The organism is Caulobacter sp., assembly GCF_965279145.1.
Taxonomy (GTDB): Bacteria; Pseudomonadota; Alphaproteobacteria; order Caulobacterales; family Caulobacteraceae; genus Caulobacter.
Window position 1 is genome coordinate 3,102,516 of the sequence record NZ_OZ257139.1, and the last position, 22,090, is coordinate 3,124,605.

The window sequence follows — 22,090 nt, forward strand, 5'->3', positions numbered from 1 at the left end:
ACGCCTCCCCCGCTAGGGGGAGGATCGCTTCAGAACAAACTCCAGATCCCGTGTCTCCCCCACCGGGAAGAAATACTCGCCCACCTTCGCAAACCCCATCCGCTCGTAAAGCCGCTGCGCCCCGAAGTTCTCCGACCAAACCCCGATCCACAGGGGGCGTGGCCCGTCTCGCTCCAGCCATTCCAGCGCCGCGTTCAGCAGCATCGAGCCCTTGCCCCCGCCCTGATGCTCTTTCAACACATAGATGCGCTTCAGTTCCCCGTCGCCCGGCCTGACCTCGTCGTGCGGCAGGTCGCAGGGACCGGCCGAGGCGTAGCCGATCGCCTCGCCGTCGTCCTCCAGCAGCCAGGTGGCCTTGTCGGGATGGGCCAGGCTGTCGCGGGTCTTCTCCAGGCCGTAGGCCGAGGCCAGGAAGGTCTCCAGATCCTGCGGCGGATAGAGATGCCGGAAGGTCTGGGCGAAGGTCCGGGCCCCCAGGCTGGAGACCGTATCGGCGTCAAGGGCGGTGGCGCGGCGGAGCAGAAGAGTCATGCCGGCTTGATAACCGCGATCGCCCGGTTTCGTCCAATGGCCGTCCGCGATAGCGTGCGGCCATGAGTGTTTCGCTGTTCACCCACGCCGACATGCTGGATCACCGACCGGACGACGGTCATGCCGAGCGACCGGAACGGCTGCGGGCCGTGATCGACGCCCTGGACGACGATCCCAACCTCGACCTGGAGACCCGCGAAGCGCCCTTGATCGATGTGGCCGATCTGGCCCTGGTGCATCCACAAGCCTTCATTGAACGGATCTTCGCTGCGGCGCCCAGCGCCGGTGAGCACGCGCTGGATCCCGACACCATCCTGACGCCGGGCAGCCTGCGGGCCGCGCGGCTGGCGGCGGGCGCCGCAGTTTCGGCGGTCCGGAGCGTGGCGGCCGGGCAGGGGACGCGGGCCTTCTGCGCGGTGCGACCGCCGGGCCATCACGCCGAACCGGCTACGGCCATGGGCTTCTGCGTGTTCTCCAATGTGGCGATCGCGGCGCGAGTGGCCCAGGCGTCGGGGCTGCGGCGGGTGGCGATCGTGGATTTCGACGTCCACCACGGCAACGGGACCCAGGCGGTGTTCGAGCACGACCCGACGGTGTTCTTCGCCTCGATCCACCAGTCGCCGCTGTATCCAGGCACCGGCGATCCGTCAGAGACGGGGCTGGGCAATATCGCCAACGCCACGGTTCCTCCAAACGCCACGGCGGCGCTGTGGCGCGCCCGGTTCGAGGGGCTGATGGATCAGGTCGACGCCTTCTGCCCCGACCTGATCCTGGTCTCGGCCGGCTTCGACGCCCATGTCCGCGATCCCCTGTCGGCGCAAAGCCTGGAGGCCGACGATTTCGCCTGGGCGACCCGGGCGATCGTCTCCGTCGCCAACGCCCGGTCGCGGGGCCGTATTGTTTCCTCGCTCGAGGGCGGCTACGACCTACATGCGCTGGGACGTTCAGCCGCCGCGCATGTGAGCGCTCTGCAGGAGGGATGAAGGGACCGCGCGGCCAGACCGTCGGTCTCTCTGGAACATGGCCGACGCAAGCAACGCCGACCACATCCTCGCCGGGGCCAGGCCTGCGCGTCCCGGGGTCATCACCCTGGCGCGCCACGGCGAGCCGGCGCTGTCGCGCAAGGTGCGATTCAATTGCGCCGCCTATGGCGAATGGTGGGAACGCTACGAGGTCGGCGGGCTCAAGCCCGGCCAGACCCCGCCCGCCGCGCTGGTCGAGACCGCGCGCCAGGCCGGCGTCGTGATCGCCTCGACCCGCCGCCGGTCGATCGAGACCGCCCAGGCCGTGTGCGGAACCCGCGCCTTCGCCACCGACCCGCTGTTCATCGAAGCCCCGCTGCCGCCGCCGCCCTGGCCGTCGTGGATCAGGATGAAGCCCAGCCATCTGGGATTCTTCGCCCGCTTCTGGTGGTGGTTCTTCAACAATCACGCCGGCCAGGAGACCAAGGCGCAGGCCGAGCTCCGCGCCGATCAGGCCGCCGACCTGCTGATCGATCTGGCCGCCAGCGGCCAGGATGTGCTGGTCCTGGCCCACGGCTTCTTCAACTGGATGATCGCCCGGTCGTTCAAGAAGAGGGGGCTGAGGATGCTGGTCGATGAGGGGCACGGCTACTGGAGCGTCAAACGCTTCACCCTGGCCTGATCCTGGCCGGAAAGTCTTCCTGCCGCCTTTCGCGCTTTCCTTAACCAACGCCTCGTTCTAGGCCGTTGCCCGCTTGTCCCCGCCCCACTAGGGTGCGGCTATTCTCCTCGGAGTTGAAATGACCGACGCCTCGAAAGCCCTGGATGGAGATCTCGCCGGTCTGAGCTTCGAGCAGGCCCTGGCCGAGCTTGAGAAGATCGTGTCGGAGCTCGAGTCCGGCCAGGCTCCGCTGGAACGGTCGATCGACATCTATGAGCGCGGCGCGGCCCTGAAGGCCCACTGCGAGAAGAAGCTGGAGGCCGCGCGCCTCAAGGTCGAGAAGATCGTGCTGGGGCAGGGCGGAGCGGTCGGCGCGGAACCGGCGGAATTCACCTGATGGGGTCGGCCGTCATCACCTATGACGCGTTCGAGAAGGTCGATATCCGTATCGGGACAGTGACCCGGGCCGAGCCGTTTCCGGAAGCGCGCAAGCCTGCCTACAAGCTGACCATCGATTTTGGCCCGGCGATCGGGATCAAGCGCTCTTCGGCCCAGGTGACCAAGCACTACGCGCTGGGTGAACTGGTGGGACGCCGGGTGGCGGCCGTGGTCAATTTTCCGCCACGCCAGATCGGTCCGGTGATGTCTGAAGTTCTATGTCTGGGCTTTCCGGACGCCGAAGGTGATGTGGTGCTGCTCAGTATTGACCGCGCGGCGCCGAACGGGGGGAAGCTGTTTTGATGGATCTGGAACGGCGCATCGTTCAGGCGGCCGACATCGTCACCGTGGCGCTCGACGAGCTGCTGCCGCGCGCCGATGGCCCCGAGAGCCGGCTGACCGAGGCCATGCGCTATGCGGCCCTGGGCCCGGGCAAGCGGCTGCGGCCGTTCTTCGCCCTGGAAACCGGCAAGATGTTCGACCTGCCGGAACGGCCGGTGCTGCGCGCCGCCTGCGCCCTGGAGTGCATCCACGCCTACAGCCTGGTGCACGATGACCTGCCCGCCATGGATGACGACGACATGCGTCGCGGACGTCCGACCGTGCACATCCAGTATGATCAGGCCACCGCGATCCTGGCCGGCGATGCCCTGCAGACCGCCGCCTTCGAGATCATGGCCCACCCGGACACCCACGATGACGGCAATGTTCGCTCCGAACTGGTGCGCAAGCTGGCCATCGCCTCGGGCGCCAAGGGCATGTGCGGCGGACAGATGATCGACCTGCTGGGCGTTCGCGACGACCTGGGCGCCGTGGCCCGGATGCAGCGACTCAAGACCGGCGCCCTGATCGCCTTCGCCTTTGAAATTCCGCTGATCATCGCCCGGGCAAAAGATTCCGAGCGCGCCGCCCTGATGGGTTTCGCCCAGGATCTTGGGCTGGCCTATCAGATCGTCGACGACATTCTGGACGCCGAAGGCGACGAAGCGGTGCTGGGCAAGGCCGCCGGCGGCAAGGACGCCGCCAAGGGCAAGGCCAACTATGTCACCCTTCTGGGCCTGGATTCGGCCAAGGAGCGCGTGACGCTTTTGGCCGCCCAAACCAAGTCGCACCTCGATATTTTCGGCGAACGCGCCGATCATCTGCGCCGCAGCGTTGATTTCGTGCTGGACCGGCGCAACTGACCGCGCTTTCTTCGGACATGCCTTCCGTGACTCCACTCCTCGACAAGATCGCTTCGCCCGCCGACACGCGCGGCCTTTCCGTGGCGGAACTCAAACAGCTGGCGACAGAAGTGCGCGCGGCGACCATCGACGCGGTCTCCGTGACCGGCGGCCACCTGGGCGCGGGCCTGGGCGTGGTCGAGCTGACGGTCGCCCTGCATCACGTCTATGAGACGCCCAAGGATATCCTGATCTGGGACGTCGGCCACCAGGCCTATCCGCACAAGATCCTCACCGGCCGGCGCGACCGCATCAAGACGCTGCGCCAGGGCGGCGGCCTGTCGGGCTTCACCAAGCGGGCCGAGAGCGAATACGATCCGTTTGGCGCGGCCCACGCGGCCACGTCGATCTCGGCGGCTCTGGGCTTCTGCGCGGCGCGCGACGCCAAGGGCGGCGACAACAAGGTCGTGGCCGTAATCGGCGACGGCTCGATGAGCGCCGGCATGGCCTATGAGGCGATGAACGCGGCGACCGACACCACCAAGCAGCTGACCGTCATCCTCAACGACAACGACATGTCGATCGCGCCCCCGGTGGGCGGGATGAGCGCCTATCTGGCCAATCTCGTCTCGGGCGGCGCTTACCGCAAGGCGCGCAAGCTGGGCAAGACGGTGGTCGAGAAGCTGCCGACGCCGATGCGCGAAGCGGCCCGCAAGGCCGAGGAATACGCACGCGGCATGGTGACGGGCGGCACCTTTTTCGAGGAGCTCGGCTTCCACTATGTCGGCCCGATCGATGGGCACGACATGGAGGCCCTGGTCTCGGTGTTGAAGAACGCCCGCAACTTCGAGGACAAGCCGGTGCTGGTCCACGTCGTCACCCAGAAGGGCAAGGGCTATGCTCCGGCCGAGGGCGCCGACGACAAGCTGCACGCCGTGGTCAAGTTCGACGTCGTGACCGGCCAGCAGCACAAGGCCGCCGCTGGCCCGCCCAGCTACACCAAGGTGTTTGCCCAGGAGCTGGTCAAGCAGGCCGAGCATGATCCGAAGATCGTGGCGATCACCGCCGCCATGCCCTCGGGAACCGGCCTGGACATCTTCCAGAAGGCGTTCCCGGAGCGCACCTTCGACGTCGGCATCGCCGAGCAGCACGCGGTGACCTTCGCCGCCGGCCTGGCCGCTGACGGCATGAAGCCCTTCGCGGCGATCTATTCGACCTTCCTGCAGCGCGGCTACGATCAGGTTGTCCACGACGTGGCCATTCAGCGCCTGCCGGTTCGCTTCGCCATGGACCGCGCCGGTCTGGTGGGCGCCGATGGACCCACCCACGCCGGCACCTTCGACGTCGGCTTCATGGGAGCCCTGCCGGGCATGGTCCTGATGGCCGCCGCCGACGAGCTGGAACTGGCCCGGATGGTCGCCACCGCCGTCGAGATCGATGACCGTCCCAGCGCCTTCCGTTATCCGCGCGGCGAAGGCCTGGGTCTCGACATGCCTGTCGGCCGCGCCGACCCGCTTGAAATCGGCAAGGGACGCATTGTTCGCGAGGGGACCAGCGTCGCCATCGTGTCGTTTGGCACGCGCCTGACCGAAAGCCTCAAGGCCGCCGACCTGCTGGGCGCGCGCGGCCTGTCCGCGACGGTCTGCGACGCCCGTTTCGCCAAGCCCCTGGATATCGACCTGCTGTTGCGGCTGGCCCGCGAGCATGAGGCGATCATCACGGTGGAGGAAGGCGCCATGGGCGGCTTCGGCGCCTTCGTGCTGCAGGCCCTGGCCGAGCATGGCGCTTTGGATCGCGGGCTCAAGATCCGCACTCTGGTCCTGCCCGACATCTTCCAGGATCAGGACAAGCCCGAAGCGATGTACGCCCAAGCCGGGCTGGACGCCGAAGGCATCATGCGCGGCGCGCTGGCGGCCCTGGGTGTCGACAATATCAGCGCGGCGGGACGCCGGGCCTGATCAGGCGGCGCAGCGTCTGAAGAACGCCTGGACCTGACCGCGATCCTCTCGCGTCACGTCCAGCCTGTGGCGTTCGCCGTGGCTCAACACCGCCAGCTGGCCCGTCAGCTGGAAGCCCGCCAAGGCCGGCGCGCTCATCTTGCCGCGCGCCTCCAGCAGTCCGCTTTCAACGAGGCCGCCCTCGGCCCTGTCGGCGGGGAAGCGGCTTTCGGCGCGATCCGAGGCCAGGACGATATCGCCGCCGCTGAGGCCCACGGCCGATATCCGGACGCTGTCAGCGCCTGGCGAGCAGCTCAGCATGAGCACCACGTCATCGCTGGCCGGCAGGCCATAGGCTAGGCGCGGCGCTTCGCCGGCGTCGCTCACGAACGCCCATCTGTACCCGTCGGTGGCGATCTTCTCGTGCGCGCAGCCCGTCAGGCCTGCGGTCAACAATCCCAGAGCGATGAGCTTGGCGGTCGGACGTCCCATGGCGTTCTCCTGTAAGGAGGAACGCAAGGGCGGCGCGGTGGTTTCGCCGCGATCCATAAACGGTTCAGGCGCGACCCCCGAGGGCGCCGCGCCTGAAAGACGTACTGGGAATGAGCGGCTCGGTCCTGAGCCGCCCGTTCAGGTTCAGAACGGCGAGAAGCGCTCGACCAGGGCCTGGCCGGCCGGGGTCTTCTGCACGCGGCTGATATCGCCTCGGCCGCCGTAGCTGATGCGGGCTTCGGCGATCTGGGTGTGCTTGATCGTGTTGGCCGAGGAGATGTCCTCCGGACGAACGATACCGGCCACGGTCAGTTGGCGCAGTTCGGCGTTGGTGCGCACTTCCTGCGTGCCCTGGATGACCATGTTGCCGTTGGGCAAGACTTGGCTGACCACGGCCGCGATCGTCAGGCTGATCTTCTCCGAACGGCTGACGCTGCCGCCGCCGGCGTTCTTGAACGTCGAGTCCGTGCCGATGGCGTTGGCGGGATCAAAGCCGCCGGGCAGAACCTTGCCCAGGCTCGATTCCAGACCCAGGAAATTGCTGACGCCCGCCTTGGTGCTGGAGGTGCGCGAGCTGGCCGTGTCGTTCTTGGTGCTGGCGCTGTCGTCGATGTCGATCTGGACGGTCAGGATGTCGCCGATCTTGCTGGCGCGCTGATCGTTGAAAAAGGCCCGCGCGCCGACCCGCCAGAGCGAATTGGCCGAGGCCGCCTGGGGCATCGTATCGCGGTTGGAGACATATTGCTGGGTCATCGGCGCCAGTTGGGCAGGGTAGCCGACGGGCGCCAGTTCGGGGCCGCGCACGGCCTCCATGGCGGTCGAGCAGGCGCCGAGCGGGGCGAGGGCGATGGCGGCGAGGGCGAGCAGGGGAAGACGCATGGCGAGTGACCTCTAGCGAGCGGCGTAGCGGATGGGGGAGCGGCTGGTCTTCAGGCGCTGGGCCTGGGGGCCGACAATGGCGGAGCCGGGGCCGGTGGCGACGGCCTCGATGATCTTCTTGGACAGCACGTTCTGGACGGTGACGCTGTCGCCGATGGCGGCGGCGCTCATCGATTTGCCCTGCAGGGTCAGGGAAATGCCCCCGTCCTCATAGGTGACGGCGACCAGGTCGCCGTTCTTGATGACCTGCGCGGCCGAGACGTCGCGCATCGAGGCCACGGCGCCTTCGCGCAGCGGGCGCTTGGCGCTCATGCCGATCACGGCGTCGGCGTCCTGCGGGGCGTCGGTCGGCGCGGCGGCGACCTTGGTCCAGATCAGGTCCTGCGGTTGCACGATCTCGCCGGCCGCCAGGCTGCGGGCGTAGGCAAGAACTTCCACATTGCCCTTGGCGCGGACCGCCGCAGGGCCGCCCTCCAGGCCCTGACGGACGATGATGCGGCGAACGCCCTGTGAATTGTTCCAGTCCAGGCCCGCGCGGCGGGCCGCCGACTGGATCTGGCCGGCGTCCAGCACCACGGTCGGGCCGGTGCGCATGGCGACCAGCACGTCCGACGCCGCGCCGGCGTCGTCGAACAGGTCGCTCAGGGTGACGCGGCCGTCGTTGTCGGTCGTGTCGTACTTCAGCGACACGGCCTGTCCGGCGAGGGCGGGCCCCGCGAGGGCCAGGGCGCAGACAGTGATCAGGAAGCGCTTCATGAGCCTATGACCTCAACTGCGAGGTGGCCTGCAGCATCTGGTCGGCCGTCGTGATGACCTTGGAGTTCATCTCGTAGGCGCGCTGGGCGACGATCAGGGCGGTGATTTCGCTGACCGAGTCGACGTTGCTGGCCTCGGTGTAGTTCTGCAGCAGGTTCCCGAAGCCGGGCTGACCGGGCGCGGCGATGTTCGCCGGGCCGGAGCCGCCGCTTTCCAGGAACAGGTTGTCGCCGATGGCTTCCAGGCCGCCTTCATTCATGAAGTTCGCCAGTTCCAGCTGGCCGATCGTCTGCGGCGCGGTCTGGCCCGACAAGGTCACCTGCACCAGACCGGTCTTGCCGATCGTGATGGCGGTGGCGTTCTGCGGGACCGTGATGCCCGGCTGAACCGTGTAGCCGTCCTCGGTGACGATCTGGCCCTGGTCGTTGGTCGAGAAGTTACCCGCCCGCGTATAGGCGGTCTCGCCCGACGGCATCAGGATCTGCAGATAGCCCTTGCCCTGGATGGCCACGTCCAGCTCGTTGTTGGTCAGGGTCGGGGTGCCCTGCTCGGTGATGCGATAGACCGAACCGGCCTTCACGCCGCCGCCGACCTGAACGCCGGTGGGAACCACGTTGCCGCTGCTGGACGACTGCGAGCCAGCCCGTTCGATGGTCTGGTACAGCAGATCCTGGAACTCGGCCCGCTGACGCTTGAAGCCAACAGTGTTCATGTTGGCGATGTTGTTGGAGATGACCTCGACGTTCAGCTGTTGGGCCGACATGCCGGACGCGGCGGTGCGCAGAGCTTGCATGACCTAGTTTCCCTTAATTGACTTTGCCGAGGCGCTCGACAGCGGAGCGCGTCAGTTCGGCGGTGTTGTCCATCATCTTGGCCATGCTCTCGTAGGCGCGCTGCACCTCGATCAGCTTGGTGATCTGGACGACGGATTGGACGTTGGAGGATTCCAGCATGCCCTGGTGGACGACGGCGTTGGGCGCCTGCTGGAGCGTGGTGTTGGAGGTATTCCGGTAGAGGTTGTCGCCGTCCTTGCTCATGACCGACAGGTCGTCGGCCCGAACAACACCAACCTTGCCAAGCTGCGCGGCGCCCTGGCTGAGCGTGCCGTCCTTGCCGATGTGGACTGGGCCAAGCTTGGGGTCGATCAGGATTTCGCCGCCGCCTTCGTCCAGCACCGGGGCACCGGCCTGGGTCACCAGCTTGCCCTCGGGGCTGGTGGTGAAGCGACCGTCGCGGGTGTAGCGCTCGCCGCCGGGGGTCTGGACCTTGAAAAATCCCTGCCCCTCGATGGCGAGATCGAAATCGCCGTCGGTCTTGGTCATCGCGCCCTGGCTGAAGTCGCGGCTCACGCCATCATCGAGCACGAACTTGACCGGGTTCGTGCCGCCCAGGGTGCGGGCCGGCTTGGCGGGCTCGGTGCGAACCATCAGGTCTTCGGCCTTGAAGCCCGTCGTGTTCGCGTTGGCGATGTTGTTGGCCACGATGTCGAGCTCGCGGCGCAGCGTCATTTGCCGTGAAAGGCCCACATACAGCGCGTTGTCCATGACGAGTTAACTCGGCGGCTGGCGCGACAAATGCGCCGCAGTCCTGATAGCAACCATCGTGCCAAGTCGAAAAGGCCAGCAAAAACAAGGAATAGGAAGGTTAACGGAGGGGTGGTGGTCGGACTCTGCCGGGTGGATTCTGCCTGCGGCGAAATGGCCTCCAAAACACATCGTTAACCATGGTCGCGCATGAGTATGCGTGTAGATTCCAAGGAAACGCGCGCGTGGCCAAGAAACCCCCAAAGGAAGCTCCCGCCCCCGAAGGCGAAGAGGGCGGAGCCGAGGGCGAAGCTCCGGCGAAAAAGAAGCCGCCGATCCTGATCATCGCGATCGCCGCGGGCGTCCTCGTGTTGGGCGGCGGCGGAGCCGCGGCCTTCTTCCTGATGAAGCCAAAGCCCGAGGCTCATGGCGAAAAGGAAGGCGAGCACGGCAAGGAAAAGAAGGAAAAGAAGAAGGAAAAGAAGGAAGGCGAGAAGAAAGAGGGCGAGGCCAAGGGCGCCGAAGGCGCGGCCGGCTCTCCCGTCATCAAGGAAGGCCCCGACGGCGTGGTGTTCTACACCCTGCCCGACATTGTCGTGAACATGCAGACCGCGGACGGCAAGTCGACCTTCCTGAAGCTGAAGCTGACCTTTGAGCTGCCCGATGAGGAAACGGCCGAGGTTCTGACGCCGAATCTGCCCAGGCTGCAGGACATGTTCCAGACCTTCCTGCGCGAACTGCGTCCGGAAGACCTGAACGGCAGTCAGGGCGCCTACCAGCTCCGCGTGGAGCTGCTGCGCCGCGTCAATCTTGTCGCGGCGCCGTCCAAGGTGAACGCTGTCCTGATCGAGGAGATGCTGATCAACTAGCGCCTTAGGGGGCTGGTTGGGCGAACCAACATGGCGGACGAACTCGACGATCAGGCCGCGATGGCCCAATGGGCCTCGCAGAACCCTCCGGGAGGGTTCGACCAGCCGGCTGGCGAGGGCGCGGCGGGAGAGTTCGGCGACTTCAGCGGCGGCATGGGCGGCGGCGGCGGCGGCTGGGACGACGGCGGCGGCGGCGACATGATGGGATCCGAACGGATCCTCAATCAGGACGAAATCGACAGCCTGCTGGGCTTCGACCTGTCTGGCGACGGCAATGACGATCGCACCGGCATCCGGGCGATCATCAATTCGGCCCTGGTCAGCTACGAGCGCCTGCCGATGCTCGAAATCGTCTTCGACCGCCTGGTGCGGTTGATGACGACCAGCCTGCGCAATTTCACCAGCGACAACGTCGAGGTCAGCCTCGACAACATCAGCTCGATCCGTTTCGGCGACTATCTGAACTCGATCCCGCTGCCGGCCATCCTGGCGGTGTTCCGGGCCGAGGAGCTGGACAACTACGGCCTGCTGACCGTGGACTCCAACCTCATCTATTCGATCGTCGACGTGCTGCTGGGCGGTCGTCGGGGCACCGCCGCGATGCGCATCGAAGGCCGCCCCTACACCACCATCGAACGCGTGCTCGTGCAGCGGATGATCGAGGTTGTGCTGGCCGACCTGAAAAGCGCTTTCGAGCCGCTTCACCCGGTCAACTTCTCGCTGGATCGCCTGGAAACCAACCCGCGGTTCGCGGCCATCGCGCGTCCCGCCAACGCGGCGATCCTCGTCAAGCTGCGGATCGACATGGAAGACCGCGGCGGCCGTGTTGAGCTGCTGCTGCCCTATGCGACGCTGGAGCCCATCCGGAAGATGCTGCTGCAGCAGTTCATGGGTGAGAAGTTTGGTCGCGACAACATCTGGGAAGGCCACTTGGCCACAGAGCTCTGGACCACGCAGATGGAGGTGCGCGCTGTGCTCGATGAGCAGCAGCTGCCGCTTTCGCGGGTTCTGAACCTGCAGGTCGGCGACACCCTGATGCTGAACTGCACGCCCGACAGCCTGGTCGAGCTTCGCGCCGGCTCCATCCCGTTGACGCGGGGGCGCATGGGGCGTCGCAATCACTCCATCGCCATTCGCGCGGAAGCGCCGCTGACCCCGGCGGCCAAGAAGGCGGTTCAAAAGCTGAAATGAGCGCCACCGCCCTGATCCTCAACGGCGTGCTCGCGGTCCTGCTGGTCGTGGCCCTGGTGTTCGGCTGGCGGCTGGAGCGCCGGCTGAAGGCCCTGCGCGACAGCCACGCCGGCTTCGCCAAGGCCGTGGCCGACCTGGACGTGGCCGCCGCGCGAGCCGAGCAGGGGCTGGCGGATCTGCGGGCCGCCACGGATGAGGCCTCCGAGGCGCTGGCCGACCGTATCGAACGGGCCACAGCCCTGGCCGCCAAGCTTGACGAGCGGCTGAACCGTCCGATGGTCACGCCGCCGCCCGCCTCGCCCGCGGCCCCCGTCGCCCGGCGGGACGAGCCGGCCGCCGCCAGGGTGGAACGCCGCCTGAAGGCCGAGGACTTCGAGCGCCTTCTGGATCGCGAGGCGCAGGTCTCGCGGCCCGTCGAATCCGGTATTCGGCCCAGTACGCCCAAGGAAACCCCGCGTTCACGGGCTCGGGTTGATGATGACCTCTTCGAGGGGCCGGCCGAACCGCCGAGTCCCGGATCCAGTTTCAGAGCACGGCGATGAAGAACATTCCCCGCATCCTGCCGCTCGTCGGCGTCGCCGTCGGCGGCGTCCTGGCCGTCAATGCGCTGGCGGGCGCCAAGTCGCTGCCCGACATGCTCAACGGGGCCAAGGCGTTCGCCGAAGGTGTCGCCAAGCCGGACGCCAAGGCCAAGCATGGCGAGGAAGCCGCTTCGGCCGAGGGCGCGGGCCAGAACGCCGCCTCGACGGCGCCGCCACCGCGCGTCTGCGCGCCTTCGGCCAACGATCTGGCCAAGGAAGCGGGTCTGTCGCCGGCTGAACTGCATATCCTGCAAAGCCTGGGCGCGCGTCGCGGCCAACTGGACCAGCGCGAGCAGGACATCGACGTGCAGCTGCAACTGCTGTCGGCGGCCGAAGCCAAGCTGGACGCCAAGGTCAAGGCGCTGAACAGCCTGAAGGGTGACATTCAGGGCCTGTTGGGCCAAGCCGACTCGCAGAAGTCGGCGGAGGTCGATCGCATGGTCACGGTGTTCTCGAGCATGAAGCCCAAGGACGCGGCCGCGCGGATGACCATCCTCGATGACGCGGTGCGTCTGCCGATCGCCGCCAAGATGAAGGAGCGCACGCTCAGCCTCATCCTGTCGAACATGGCTCCCGTCGACGCCAAGGCCCTGACCGAGCGCCTCGCCAACCGCTTCGCCAATGACGCTATCGCCAAGGGCAAGGCGGCGATCGCCGAGAACGCTCCCGCCGCGACCGATCCCGCCGCCGCCAACGCGGCGGGCAAGCAGGCCTCGGCGGCGCCGCTGGCCGGCGCGCCGGCGCCCAAGAAGGCCGGATAGACTCTCGATGAGGCTTCGCGCGATCCTGCGGTCCGGCGTCGCGGCGGCTTGCATCGCCAGCGTGGCGGCGCCGTCGGTCCAGGCCGCCGGCCCGGTCGCCGCCTCGCGCGGAAGCCTTGACGTGCGCGTCGCCCAGGCGGCGGATTTCTCGCGGCTGGAATTCCACTGGGTCGGCGGGGCCCGCATGTCGTCCAAGCGCGACGGCCAGACCCTGATCCTGCACTTCAATCGCGACGCCAATCCCAATGTCGCCGGTCTGCGCCTGGCGCCGCCGCGCTGGGTGAAGGCCTTCGATGTCCGGCATGTCGGGGGCGGTCTGGACGTTGTCCTCACCCTCACCGATGACGCCGATGTCCGTCTGGGCAACGCGGACGGCGCTGACTTCGTCAACATCTTCGCTCGAGCGGGCGCGCCCGTCAGCGCGAGCCAGCCCGTCGCGCCTGTCGCCCCGGTAGGTCGCGCCAATCCCATGCCGCCCGGCGGGGTGGTGCGCGCCAGCTATGAAAAGGCCGACGGCCAGGCCCGATTGACCTTCGACTGGGCCGCGCCCGCCGGCGCCGCCGTGTTCCGGCGGGGCGAGGCGGTCTGGGTGGTGTTCGACACCCCCGCGCGCCTCGACATCGGCAAGCTGCCGGCCTCGACCGCGCGCTACACCAAGCTCCAGGTGTTCAAGGGAGCGGACTACAGCGCGCTGCGCATCGTCACCCCGGCCGGCACGCCATACTATGCCGAAGGGCAGGGCGGTTCCTGGGCGATCAGCCTGGGCGCTGGCGCCCAGAGCACGCCGGACGCCATCAAGGTCGCCCGCGACGAGAGCGTCAGTCCCGCCACCCTGACGGCGGTTCTGGCGGGTGTCACCAAGGCCGTCTGGGTCAATGACCCGGCCGTAGGCGATCGTCTCCTGGTCGCGCCGGCCCTGGCGCCGTCCAAGGGTCTGCCGTCGCGTCGTGAATATGTCGAGATGGCGCTGCTGCCATCGGCCCAGGGCCTGGCGGCCGAGACCTATGCCAGCGATCTGATGGTCTCCACCGATGGCGACCTGCTGCGGATCGGGCGACCCAAGGGGCTGGTGCTATCGCCGTTGTCGGCCTCGACGCCGCCCGCTGAAGTGGCCGCCGGCGCGCCGCAGCCGATGTCCATGCCGGCCTTGGTCGACCTGGAGAACTGGCCCAAGACCGGCTCGGGCGGCTTCCTGGCCCGCTACAACGCCCTGCAGGGCGCCATCCCCGCCGCCAGCGAGGGCGAGGACAAGAACGGCGACATCGGCGCTCGCATGGCTCTGGCCCGTTTCCTGATCGGCTCCGGGATGTCGTACGAGGCGATCGGCGTTCTGAACGCCGCCGCCCGCAAGCACCAGACCCTGATGGGCGACGCCGAGTTTCGCGGGCTGCGCGGCGTGGCCCGTGTGATGGCTCACCGCTTCGCTGAAGCCGATACCGATTTCGCCTCGCCCGTCCTGGCCGATGAGCCCTCGTCGGCGCAGTGGCGCGGCTATATCGCCGCCCAGCAGGGCGAATGGGCCGACGCCCGGACCAAGTTCGCCGGCGGTGGTCGCGCCCTCGATCTGTTCCCGGTGATCTGGCGCGCCCGCTTCCTGCACGCTCAGGCTCAGGCCGCCCTGGGGACCGGCGATCTGGTGGGCGCCGCCCGACTGATCAGCGCCGCCCTGGCCCTGCCCAAGGTCCCCGTCGAGGATCAACTCGACATTCGCCTGACCCAGGCGAGGATGTTCGAGGCCAAGGGTGAGAAGACCCGCGCCCTGAACATGTTCCAGGCCATCGCCAAGGCGCCGATCGACCGGCTCGCGGCCCCCGCCATGTTGCACTCCACCCAGTTGCGTCTGGCCAAGGGGCAGATCGACGCGGTGAAGGCCGCCGACCAGCTCAACCAGCTGCGCTTCCGCTGGCGGGGCGACGGCGTCGAGCTTGAGACCATTCGCGGCCTGGGCAAGCTCTACATCGACCAGGGCCGCTATCGCGAAGCGCTGGAAGTGCTGCGTTCGGTCGGAAACGCACAGGCCGACCGTCCCGAGGCGATCGCCCTGCGCAATGATCTCAACAACGCCTTCCGGGCGCTTTTCCTGGATGGTCTGGCCGATGGCATGCAGCCGATTCAGGCCGTGGGCCTGTTCTACGACTTTCAGGAGCTTACGCCCCTGGGGGCGGACGGCGATCAGATGGTGCGCAACCTCGTGCGTCGTCTGGTTGATGTCGACCTGCTGGACGAGGCCGCCAAGCTGCTCAAATACCAGGTCGACAACCGCCTGAACGGCGTTCCCAAGGCCCAGGTCGCCACCGATCTGGCCTGGATCTACCTGATGAACAAGCAGCCCGAGAGCGCGCTGCAAACGATCAATGACACGCGCAGCACCGTGCTGCCGGCCGCCCTGAACGCCGAGCGTCGCCTGGCCACCGCCCGGGCCTATATGGGTCTTGGCCGCTATGACGCCGCCGAGGAAATGATCGAGGGCGACAACAGCAAGGACGCCCAGGAAATTCGCGCGGAGATCGCCTGGAAGGGTCATGTCTGGCCAGCGGCCGGCGGGCTCTATGAAAAGGCGCTGGGGGATCGCTGGAGGGCGCAGGGCGCCCTGTCGCCCGGCGACGAAGCCCGACTTCTCCGCGCCGGCGTGGCCTACAGCCTCGCTGATGACGACGCGGCGCTGGGTCGCCTGCGCCAGCGCTACTCCGGCTTCGTCGAAGGCGCGAACAATCCGGAAGGGCTGCGCGTGGCCCTGTCGGGCATGAATGTCGAATCGTTGTCGAGCGCCGATTTCGGTCGCGTGACGGCGGACAACGAAGCCTTCAGCGGTTGGGTTTCCAAGATGAAGGACCGCTTCCGCGCCGCCAGGCCGGCGGGATCTGGCGCTCGCGGATAGGCGCACGGAATTTTCCAAAACACGTCTGAGAATGGCGCTGTCTCGCAAAACCCGTGCGCGAAACCGGTCCTGGCCGCGTTCACGGACCCCTCGAAAGTCGATTGGTCTTCTGGCGGGACCTGCGCGTTTAGCCTAGTTAGTGCCGCGCCCGACATCCCGGGTGGAACGTTGGTTGACGACGGCTTGCCAAGTTCTTGCAAGCGTGCCATGACAACGTTGTCATAGGGTGGAAGATCTAGTGAATATGACCAACGACGGCGAAAATGGCCGCGAAGTTCTGGTGCTGCTGGGCGGCGCCGGCGACCTGGCGCTGCGAATGCTGCTGCCCTCGCTCTATTTTCTGGAGGTCGATCGGCTTCTGCCTCACGATCTGCGGATCATCGGCGTAGCCCGCGCCGATCATGACGCAGAGGGCTACAAGGCCCTGGTTCGCGAGCAACTCGGCAAGCGCGCGACGGTCGAGGAGGCGGTCTGGAATCGTCTGGCGGCCCGCCTGGACTATATCTCCGTCGACATCACCAAGAACGAGGGAACGGCGAAGCTGGCCGAGCGCATTGGCCCGCACGGCTCGCTCGTCATCTTCTTCTCGCTGTCGCCCAGCCTTTACGGTCCCGCCTGCGCCGCCCTGGAGGCCGCCGGCCTGACGGGTCCCGAGACCCGCCTGGTTCTTGAGAAGCCGATCGGCCGTGATCTGGAAAGCTCGCAGGCGACCAATGCCGCCGTCGGCGCGATCGTCGATGAAAGCCAGATCTTCCGCATCGACCACTATCTGGGCAAGGAAACCGTCCAGAACCTGACCGCCCTGCGGTTCGCCAATGTGCTGTTCGAGCCCCTGTGGGACCGCAACACGATCGACCACGTCCAGATCACCATCGCCGAGACCGAGAAGGTCGGCGACCGCTGGCCCTACTACGATGAGTATGGCGCGCTGCGGGACATGGTGCAGAACCACATGCTGCAGTTGCTGTGCCTGGTGGCGATGGAGGCCCCCTCGGGTTTCGATCCCGACGCGGTCCGCGACGAAAAGGTCAAGGTACTGCGATCCCTGCGGCGCTTCACCAAGGAGTCAGTGGCTCACGACACCGTCCGCGGTCAGTATGTCGCCGGCGTTGTCGAGGGCGGCGCCCGCGCCGGGTATCTGGAAGAGGTGGGAAAGCCCTCCAAGACCGAGACCTTCGTGGCCATGAAGGTGGCGATCGACAACTGGCGCTGGGACGGCGTGCCGTTCTTCCTGCGCACCGGCAAGAACCTGCCGGACCGGCGCACCCAGATCGTCGTCCAGTTCAAGTCGCTGCCGCACAACATCTTTGGCGCCGCCACCGATAGCGATCTTGCCGCCAATCGCCTGGTCATCGACCTGCAGCCCGACGAGAACATCGTACTGACCCTGATGAACAAGCGTCCGGGCCTGTCGGAAGAGGGGATACGCCTTCAATCCCTGCCGCTGTCGCTGTCGTTCAGCCAGAGCGGCGGGCGTCGGCGAATTGCCTATGAGAAGCTGTTCCTGGACGTCTTCCGCGGCGATCGCACCCTGTTTGTGCGTCGCGATGAGGTGGAGCAGGCCTGGAAGTTCATCGACGGCGTTTCGGCCGCGTGGGCTCAGGCCAATATCGAGCCCGCGCCCTATGCCGCCGGAACCTGGGGCCCGAACTCGTCGACCGGGCTGATCTCGCCCGGCGGCCGGTCCTGGAAGGCCTGATCATGAACCCGTCCAGGATCGAGGTTTTTGGCTCGCGCGACGCCCTCTATGACGCCGCCGCGTCGGTGATCGTCTCGGCCCTGACCACGGCCGTCGCCACCCATGGCCAGACCGGGTTCGCGGCGACCGGCGGCACGACGCCGGCGCCGGTCTATGACCGTCTGGCCCGGATGACCGCGCCCTGGGACAGGGTCACGGTCACCCTGACCGACGAGCGCTGGACGCCGCCGTCGCATGCCGCCAGCAACGAAGGGCTGGTTCGCCGCCACCTTCTCTCGAACCAGGCGGGCAAGGCCCAGTTCGCGCCGTTGTACTTCAAGGACATCAGTCTGGACCAGTCCGCGGCGCGAGCCGAAGCTGGCGTCGCCTCGGCCTCGCCGTTCGGCGTGGTGCTTCTGGGCGTTGGCGGGGATGGCCATTTCGCGTCCCTTTTCCCCGGCTCGCCTGTTCTGGCGGAGGGGCTGGATGCGGCGTCCGCCCGTCTGGTGCTGGCTGTGCCGGCCGGTTCGCCCGCGCCGGACATGCCGCGCCTCAGCCTGACCCTGGCCGCCCTGACCAACAGCGACCTGATCGTGCTGCTCGTGACCGGCGAAGCCAAGAAGACGCTTCTGGAAGGGCCCGTTGATCCGGCCCTTCCGATCGCGGCCATCCTCAATCAGGACCGCGCGCCGGTCCGTATCCTCTGGGCGGAGTAAGCGCCATGAGCCTCAATCCCGTTATCGCCAAGGTCACGGCCCGGATCGTCGAGCGCAGCAAGGACAGCCGCGCCGCCTATCTGGCCAATATGGACGCGGCTATCGCCAACCAGCCGGGGCGGGCCAAGCTGTCCTGCGCCAACTGGGCCCATGCCTTCGCCGCCTCGCCGGGCGTCGACAAGGTGCGGGCTCTGGACCCGAACGCGCCCAATATCGGCATCGTCTCGGCCTATAACGACATGCTGTCGGCCCACCAGCCGCTGGAAGAGTACCCGGCGCTGATCAAGGTCGCGGCGCGTGAGGTCGGGGCCACCGCCCAGTTCGCAGGCGGCGTGCCGGCCATGTGCGATGGCGTCACCCAGGGCCGTCCGGGCATGGAGCTGTCGCTGTTCTCGCGCGACGTCATCGCCATGGCCACCGGCATCGCCCTGACCCACGACGCCTTCGACAGCGCGCTGTATCTGGGCGTCTGCGACAAGATCGTCCCGGGCCTGGTGATCGGCGCCCTGACCTTCAGCCACCTGCCGGCCCTGTTCGTGCCCGCCGGTCCGATGACCTCGGGCCTGCCCAATTCGGAGAAGGCCCGGATCCGCGCGCTCTACGCCGAGGGCAAGGTGGGGCGCGCCGAACTGCTGGAAGCCGAGAGCGCCAGCTATCACGGCCCCGGCACCTGCACCTTCTACGGCACGGCCAACACCAACCAGATGCTGATGGAACTGATGGGCTTCCATCTGCCCGGCTCGGCCTTCGTGCATCCCAACACGCCGCTGCGGGAAGCGCTGGTGAAAGAGGCCGCGCGGCGCGCCGCCGCCGTGACCAACAAGGGCAATGAGTTCATTCCCGTCGGCCGCATGATCGACGAGAAGTCGGTGGTCAACGGCGTGGTCGGCCTGATGGCGACCGGCGGCTCCACCAACCTGGCCCTGCACCTGGTGGCGATGGCCCACGCCGCCGGCGTGATCCTGACGCTGGAAGACCTGGACGAGATCTCCAAGGCCACGCCGCTGCTGGCGCGCGTCTATCCCAACGGTTCGGCCGATGTGAACCACTTCCAGGCCGCCGGCGGCATGGCCTTCGTGATCCGCGAACTGCTCAAGGCCGGCCTGGCCCACGAAGACGTCCTGACCATCGCCGGCCCCGGTCTGTCGCGCTACACCCAAGAGCCCGTCCTGGTGGATGGGGAGCTGAGCTGGCGCGACGGCGCGGAAGAGTCGCTGGACACCGCCATCGTGCGTCCGGTCTCCGACGCCTTCAGCCCCGAGGGCGGCCTGCGCATGCTGGGCGGCAATATCGGGCGGGGCGTGATGAAGATCTCGGCCGTCAAGCCAGAGCACCACATCATCACCGCCCCGGCGGCGGTGTTCCAGGAACAGGAAGACTTCATCGCCGCCTTCAAGCGGGGCGAGCTTGATCGCGACGTCGTGGTGGTGATGCGCTTCCAGGGCCCCGCCGCTAACGGCATGCCCGAACTGCATAATCTGTCGCCGTCGATCTCGGTGCTGCTGGACCGGGGCTTCAAGGTGGCCCTGGTCACCGACGGCCGGATGTCGGGCGCCTCGGGCAAGACCCCGGCGGCCATCCACGTGACCCCGGAAGCCGCCAAGGGCGGGCTGCTGGCCTACGTCCAGGACGGCGACCTGATCACGGTCGACGCCACGAACGGCGAACTGAAAGTGCTGGTGGACGACGCGGTTCTTCGCGCGCGCACGCCGGCGAATGTCCCGGCGTCCAAGCCGGGCTTTGGGCGGGAATTGTTCGGCTGGATGCGCGCGGGGGTCGGCCCCGCCGACCATGGCGCCTCCGTGCTGTTTGCTTGAGGAAGCGGTCTTGATGAACGGTTTGAACGGCGTCGGGCTTGGCCTGGTCGGTGATATCGGCGGAACCAACGCACGGTTCGCCCTGGTGGAATTCGATGGCCCGGATCCGCGCCTGATCGAGCCGACCACCTACAAGGGCGAGGACTACGCCACCGCCGAGGACGCCATCGAGCACTATCTGGCCAAGGTCGGCGTGCGCCACCCGGACCAGGCGGTGGTGGCGGTGGCAGGCCCGATCGAGCACGGGTCGGTTCACATGACCAATCTGGACTGGCGGATTTCCGAGGACAGCCTGCGGCGCGCCGGCGGCTTCCGGCAAGCCACGCTGATCAACGACTTCACGGCCCAGGCCCTGGCCGCGCCTCGCCTGTCGCCCAAGGATCTGCGCCAGATCGGCCCGCTGCCGACCTCGGGTGAGGGGGATCTTGCGATCCTGGGCCCGGGAACGGGCTTTGGTGTCGCCGGCATGGCGCGACGTCATGGCGTGAATACGCCCCTGACCACCGAAGGCGGACATATCGCCTTCGCACCGACGGACGAAATCGAGATCGAGATCCTCCGAGCCCTGGTCAAGCAGTTCGGCCGTGTTTCGGTCGAACGCATTCTGTCCGGGCCCGGTATGGAAGACCTGCACATCGCCTTGGCCCAGGCCGAGGGGCGCAAGGTCGATCCCTTGCCCGCCAAGCAGATCACCGAACGCGCCGTCGAGGGCTGCGCCGACAGCTTGGCCACGGTGGATCGTTTCTGCGCCATCCTGGGTTCGACGGCGGGCGACATCGCCCTGGCTCTGGGCGCCCGGGGCGGGGTGTTCATCGCCGGCGGCATCGCCCCCCGGATCATCGACCTGCTGGAAGCCGGCCCGTTCCGCGCCCGCTTCGAGGCCAAGGGCCGGTTTGTCGACTACATGAAGTCGATCCCCAGCCACGTGATCCTGCACCCTCACACCGCTCTCATCGGGGCGGCCGTGGCGATGACCCCGGATGGGCGGGCGTCGATCTCGTAGAAGGGCCTCCACTTACGGGTGCGCGGGGGCTCGCCATGACAAGGCTGTCATGGCTTATTGCGTTCCAAGCCGAAGGAATCGGTAAGAGCGTGGCGGCCGAAACTGGATGCCGCTTTCGGCGCATGCCACGCTCCAACTATCTGATTTGGAGCCTTTTCCGAAAGGCTCCAGGCGCGAGGGGCGGAATTGAGTTCGAAGATCACGATCCACGATGTCGCCCGCGTGTCTGGCGTGTCGATCAAGACCGTTTCCCGCGTCCTGAACCGCGAGCCCAACGTCAAGGGAGACACCCGTGACCGGGTCCAGGCGGCTGTGGCGGCGCTGCGCTATCGGCCCAATATCTCGGCCCGCAGCCTGGCGGGTTCCAAGGCCTATCTGATCGGCGTCTTTTTCGACAACCCCAGCCCTGGCTACATCACCGACGTGCAACTGGGCGCCATCGCGCGGTGTCGGGAGGAGGGCTACCACCTCATCGTCGAGCCGCTGGATTCCACGGCCGACAATGTCGAGGAGCAGGTCGCGCCCATGCTGGCGACCCTGCGGATGGATGGCGTGATCCTGACCGCGCCCGTCTGCGATCACCCTGTGGTTCTGGCGGCCCTGGAGCGGGAACAGGTTCCTTATGTCCGAATTTCGCCGGGCGGCGATCTCGATCGTTCGGCTCGTGTGGGGATGGACGATCGATTGGCCGCTTACGAGATGACCAAGCACCTGATCGGGCTGGGGCATCGCGATATCGGCTTCATCATCGGCCATCCCGATCACGGTGCCTCGCACCTGCGCCACAGGGGCTTTATGGACGCCATGGCCGACAGCGGCCTGACCGTGCGGCCCGGACGGGTGGAGCAGGGCTATTTCTCTTTCCGCTCGGGGTTCGAGGCCGCCGAACGGTTGCTGTCCGGCGAAGATCGCCCGACCGCCATCTTCGCCAGCAACGATGACATGGCCCTTGGCGTGATGGCGGTGGCCAATCGTCTGCGCCTCAACGTGCCCGAGACCCTGTCGGTCGCGGGTTTCGATGACACCCCCGGGGCCAAGGTGGTGTGGCCGCAACTGAGCACGGTGCGCCAGCCCATCGCCGCCATGGCCGGGGCGGCGGCCGACATGCTGCTTACCGGAGTCTCCTGGGAGGAAGGCGAGAAGCCGCCGTTCAAGCTTCTGGACTTCGAACTTGTCGTGCGGGAATCGACCGGCCCGGCGGCTGCCTGAAGCGGTGACTGAGAGGGGAAGAAAGTTGCCGATTGACAGCGCTGT

The 22,090-nt window shown here is 67.2% G+C and carries 22 protein-coding genes; 16 read left to right on the forward strand and 6 right to left on the reverse strand.

Features of this window, described 5'->3' with window-relative positions:
* Positions 1–12: 12 nt before the first annotated feature.
* The gene (locus tag ACQY9P_RS14470; protein WP_421738584.1) at positions 13–531 is read right to left on the reverse strand and encodes a GNAT family N-acetyltransferase; all 519 of its coding nucleotides are present in this window, start codon (positions 529–531) and stop codon (positions 13–15) included.
* A 62-nt stretch (positions 532–593) separates the two neighbouring features.
* Here ACQY9P_RS14470 and ACQY9P_RS14475 point away from each other — a divergent pair, with 62 nt between their 5' ends.
* The 6 genes from ACQY9P_RS14475 (at position 594) to dxs (ending at position 5,713) form a co-directional block, all read left to right on the forward strand.
* Entirely contained in the window at positions 594–1,514 is a 921-nt protein-coding gene (locus ACQY9P_RS14475) for a histone deacetylase family protein (RefSeq protein WP_421738583.1), read from the forward strand.
* A gap of 37 nt (positions 1,515–1,551) precedes the next feature.
* Positions 1,552–2,175, forward strand: coding sequence for a histidine phosphatase family protein (locus ACQY9P_RS14480; RefSeq protein ID WP_421738582.1), 624 nt, complete (start codon positions 1,552–1,554; stop codon positions 2,173–2,175).
* A gap of 118 nt (positions 2,176–2,293) precedes the next feature.
* Positions 2,294–2,551, forward strand: coding sequence for an exodeoxyribonuclease VII small subunit (locus ACQY9P_RS14485; protein WP_421738581.1), 258 nt, complete (start codon positions 2,294–2,296; stop codon positions 2,549–2,551).
* A complete protein-coding gene (locus tag ACQY9P_RS14490) occupies positions 2,551–2,895 on the forward strand; it encodes a tRNA-binding protein (RefSeq protein ID WP_421738580.1) in 345 nt (114 codons plus the stop codon). Before ACQY9P_RS14485 ends, ACQY9P_RS14490 begins: the two co-directional genes overlap by 1 nt.
* Positions 2,892–3,776, forward strand: coding sequence for a polyprenyl synthetase family protein (locus ACQY9P_RS14495; RefSeq protein WP_421738579.1), 885 nt, complete (start codon positions 2,892–2,894; stop codon positions 3,774–3,776). Before ACQY9P_RS14490 ends, ACQY9P_RS14495 begins: the two co-directional genes overlap by 4 nt.
* A 17-nt stretch (positions 3,777–3,793) precedes the next feature.
* A complete protein-coding gene (gene dxs, locus ACQY9P_RS14500; RefSeq protein ID WP_421738578.1) occupies positions 3,794–5,713 on the forward strand; it encodes a 1-deoxy-D-xylulose-5-phosphate synthase in 1,920 nt (639 codons plus the stop codon).
* On the opposite strand, the gene ACQY9P_RS14505 is transcribed toward dxs, so the two are convergent.
* The 5 genes from ACQY9P_RS14505 to flgF all read right to left on the reverse strand — a co-directional run bounded on the left by ACQY9P_RS14505 (position 5,714) and on the right by flgF (position 9,363).
* Positions 5,714–6,184, reverse strand: a complete 471-nt coding sequence (locus ACQY9P_RS14505) for a hypothetical protein (protein ID WP_421738577.1) — start codon at positions 6,182–6,184, stop codon at positions 5,714–5,716.
* Positions 6,185–6,328: 144 nt separating this feature from the next.
* Positions 6,329–7,063, reverse strand: a complete 735-nt coding sequence (gene flgH, locus ACQY9P_RS14510) for a flagellar basal body L-ring protein FlgH (protein WP_421738576.1) — start codon at positions 7,061–7,063, stop codon at positions 6,329–6,331.
* Between the two features lie 12 nt (positions 7,064–7,075).
* The gene (gene flgA, locus ACQY9P_RS14515) at positions 7,076–7,819 is read right to left on the reverse strand and encodes a flagellar basal body P-ring formation chaperone FlgA (RefSeq protein WP_421738575.1); all 744 of its coding nucleotides are present in this window, start codon (positions 7,817–7,819) and stop codon (positions 7,076–7,078) included.
* Positions 7,820–7,823: 4 nt separating this feature from the next.
* A complete protein-coding gene (flgG, locus tag ACQY9P_RS14520; protein WP_421738574.1) occupies positions 7,824–8,612 on the reverse strand; it encodes a flagellar basal-body rod protein FlgG in 789 nt (262 codons plus the stop codon).
* Between the two features lie 13 nt (positions 8,613–8,625).
* Positions 8,626–9,363, reverse strand: a complete 738-nt coding sequence (gene flgF / locus ACQY9P_RS14525; protein ID WP_421738573.1) for a flagellar basal-body rod protein FlgF — start codon at positions 9,361–9,363, stop codon at positions 8,626–8,628.
* 224 nt (positions 9,364–9,587) lie between these two features.
* Between flgF and fliL the strand changes: the two genes are divergently transcribed.
* From fliL to ACQY9P_RS14575, 10 genes are all read left to right on the forward strand, one after another.
* The gene (fliL, locus tag ACQY9P_RS14530; protein ID WP_421738572.1) at positions 9,588–10,211 is read left to right on the forward strand and encodes a flagellar basal body-associated protein FliL; all 624 of its coding nucleotides are present in this window, start codon (positions 9,588–9,590) and stop codon (positions 10,209–10,211) included.
* Between the two features lie 30 nt (positions 10,212–10,241).
* On the forward strand, positions 10,242–11,402 hold the full coding sequence (gene fliM / locus ACQY9P_RS14535) for a flagellar motor switch protein FliM (protein ID WP_421738571.1): 1,161 nt from the start codon (positions 10,242–10,244) through the stop codon (positions 11,400–11,402).
* On the forward strand, positions 11,399–11,944 hold the full coding sequence (locus ACQY9P_RS14540) for a DUF6468 domain-containing protein (protein WP_421738570.1): 546 nt from the start codon (positions 11,399–11,401) through the stop codon (positions 11,942–11,944). Before fliM ends, ACQY9P_RS14540 begins: the two co-directional genes overlap by 4 nt.
* Positions 11,941–12,744 (forward strand): hypothetical protein, encoded by an 804-nt coding sequence (locus ACQY9P_RS14545; protein ID WP_421738569.1) that lies wholly within the window; start codon positions 11,941–11,943, stop codon positions 12,742–12,744. The genes ACQY9P_RS14540 and ACQY9P_RS14545 overlap by 4 nt, the downstream gene beginning before the upstream one ends.
* Positions 12,745–12,751: 7 nt before the next feature.
* A complete protein-coding gene (locus ACQY9P_RS14550) occupies positions 12,752–15,622 on the forward strand; it encodes a tetratricopeptide repeat protein (protein WP_421738568.1) in 2,871 nt (956 codons plus the stop codon).
* Between the two features lie 244 nt (positions 15,623–15,866).
* Positions 15,867–17,321, forward strand: a complete 1,455-nt coding sequence (gene zwf / locus ACQY9P_RS14555) for a glucose-6-phosphate dehydrogenase (protein ID WP_421738567.1) — start codon at positions 15,867–15,869, stop codon at positions 17,319–17,321.
* Positions 17,322–17,323: 2 nt separating this feature from the next.
* A complete protein-coding gene (gene pgl / locus ACQY9P_RS14560) occupies positions 17,324–18,016 on the forward strand; it encodes a 6-phosphogluconolactonase (RefSeq protein WP_421738566.1) in 693 nt (230 codons plus the stop codon).
* Positions 18,017–18,021: 5 nt separating this feature from the next.
* Complete coding sequence (gene edd, locus ACQY9P_RS14565; RefSeq protein ID WP_421738565.1) at positions 18,022–19,833, forward strand: phosphogluconate dehydratase; 1,812 nt, start codon at positions 18,022–18,024, stop codon at positions 19,831–19,833.
* A 13-nt stretch (positions 19,834–19,846) separates the two neighbouring features.
* The gene (gene glk, locus ACQY9P_RS14570; protein WP_421738564.1) at positions 19,847–20,836 is read left to right on the forward strand and encodes a glucokinase; all 990 of its coding nucleotides are present in this window, start codon (positions 19,847–19,849) and stop codon (positions 20,834–20,836) included.
* Positions 20,837–21,022: 186 nt separating this feature from the next.
* Positions 21,023–22,045 (forward strand): LacI family DNA-binding transcriptional regulator, encoded by a 1,023-nt coding sequence (locus ACQY9P_RS14575; protein WP_421738563.1) that lies wholly within the window; start codon positions 21,023–21,025, stop codon positions 22,043–22,045.
* Positions 22,046–22,090: the final 45 nt, after the last annotated feature.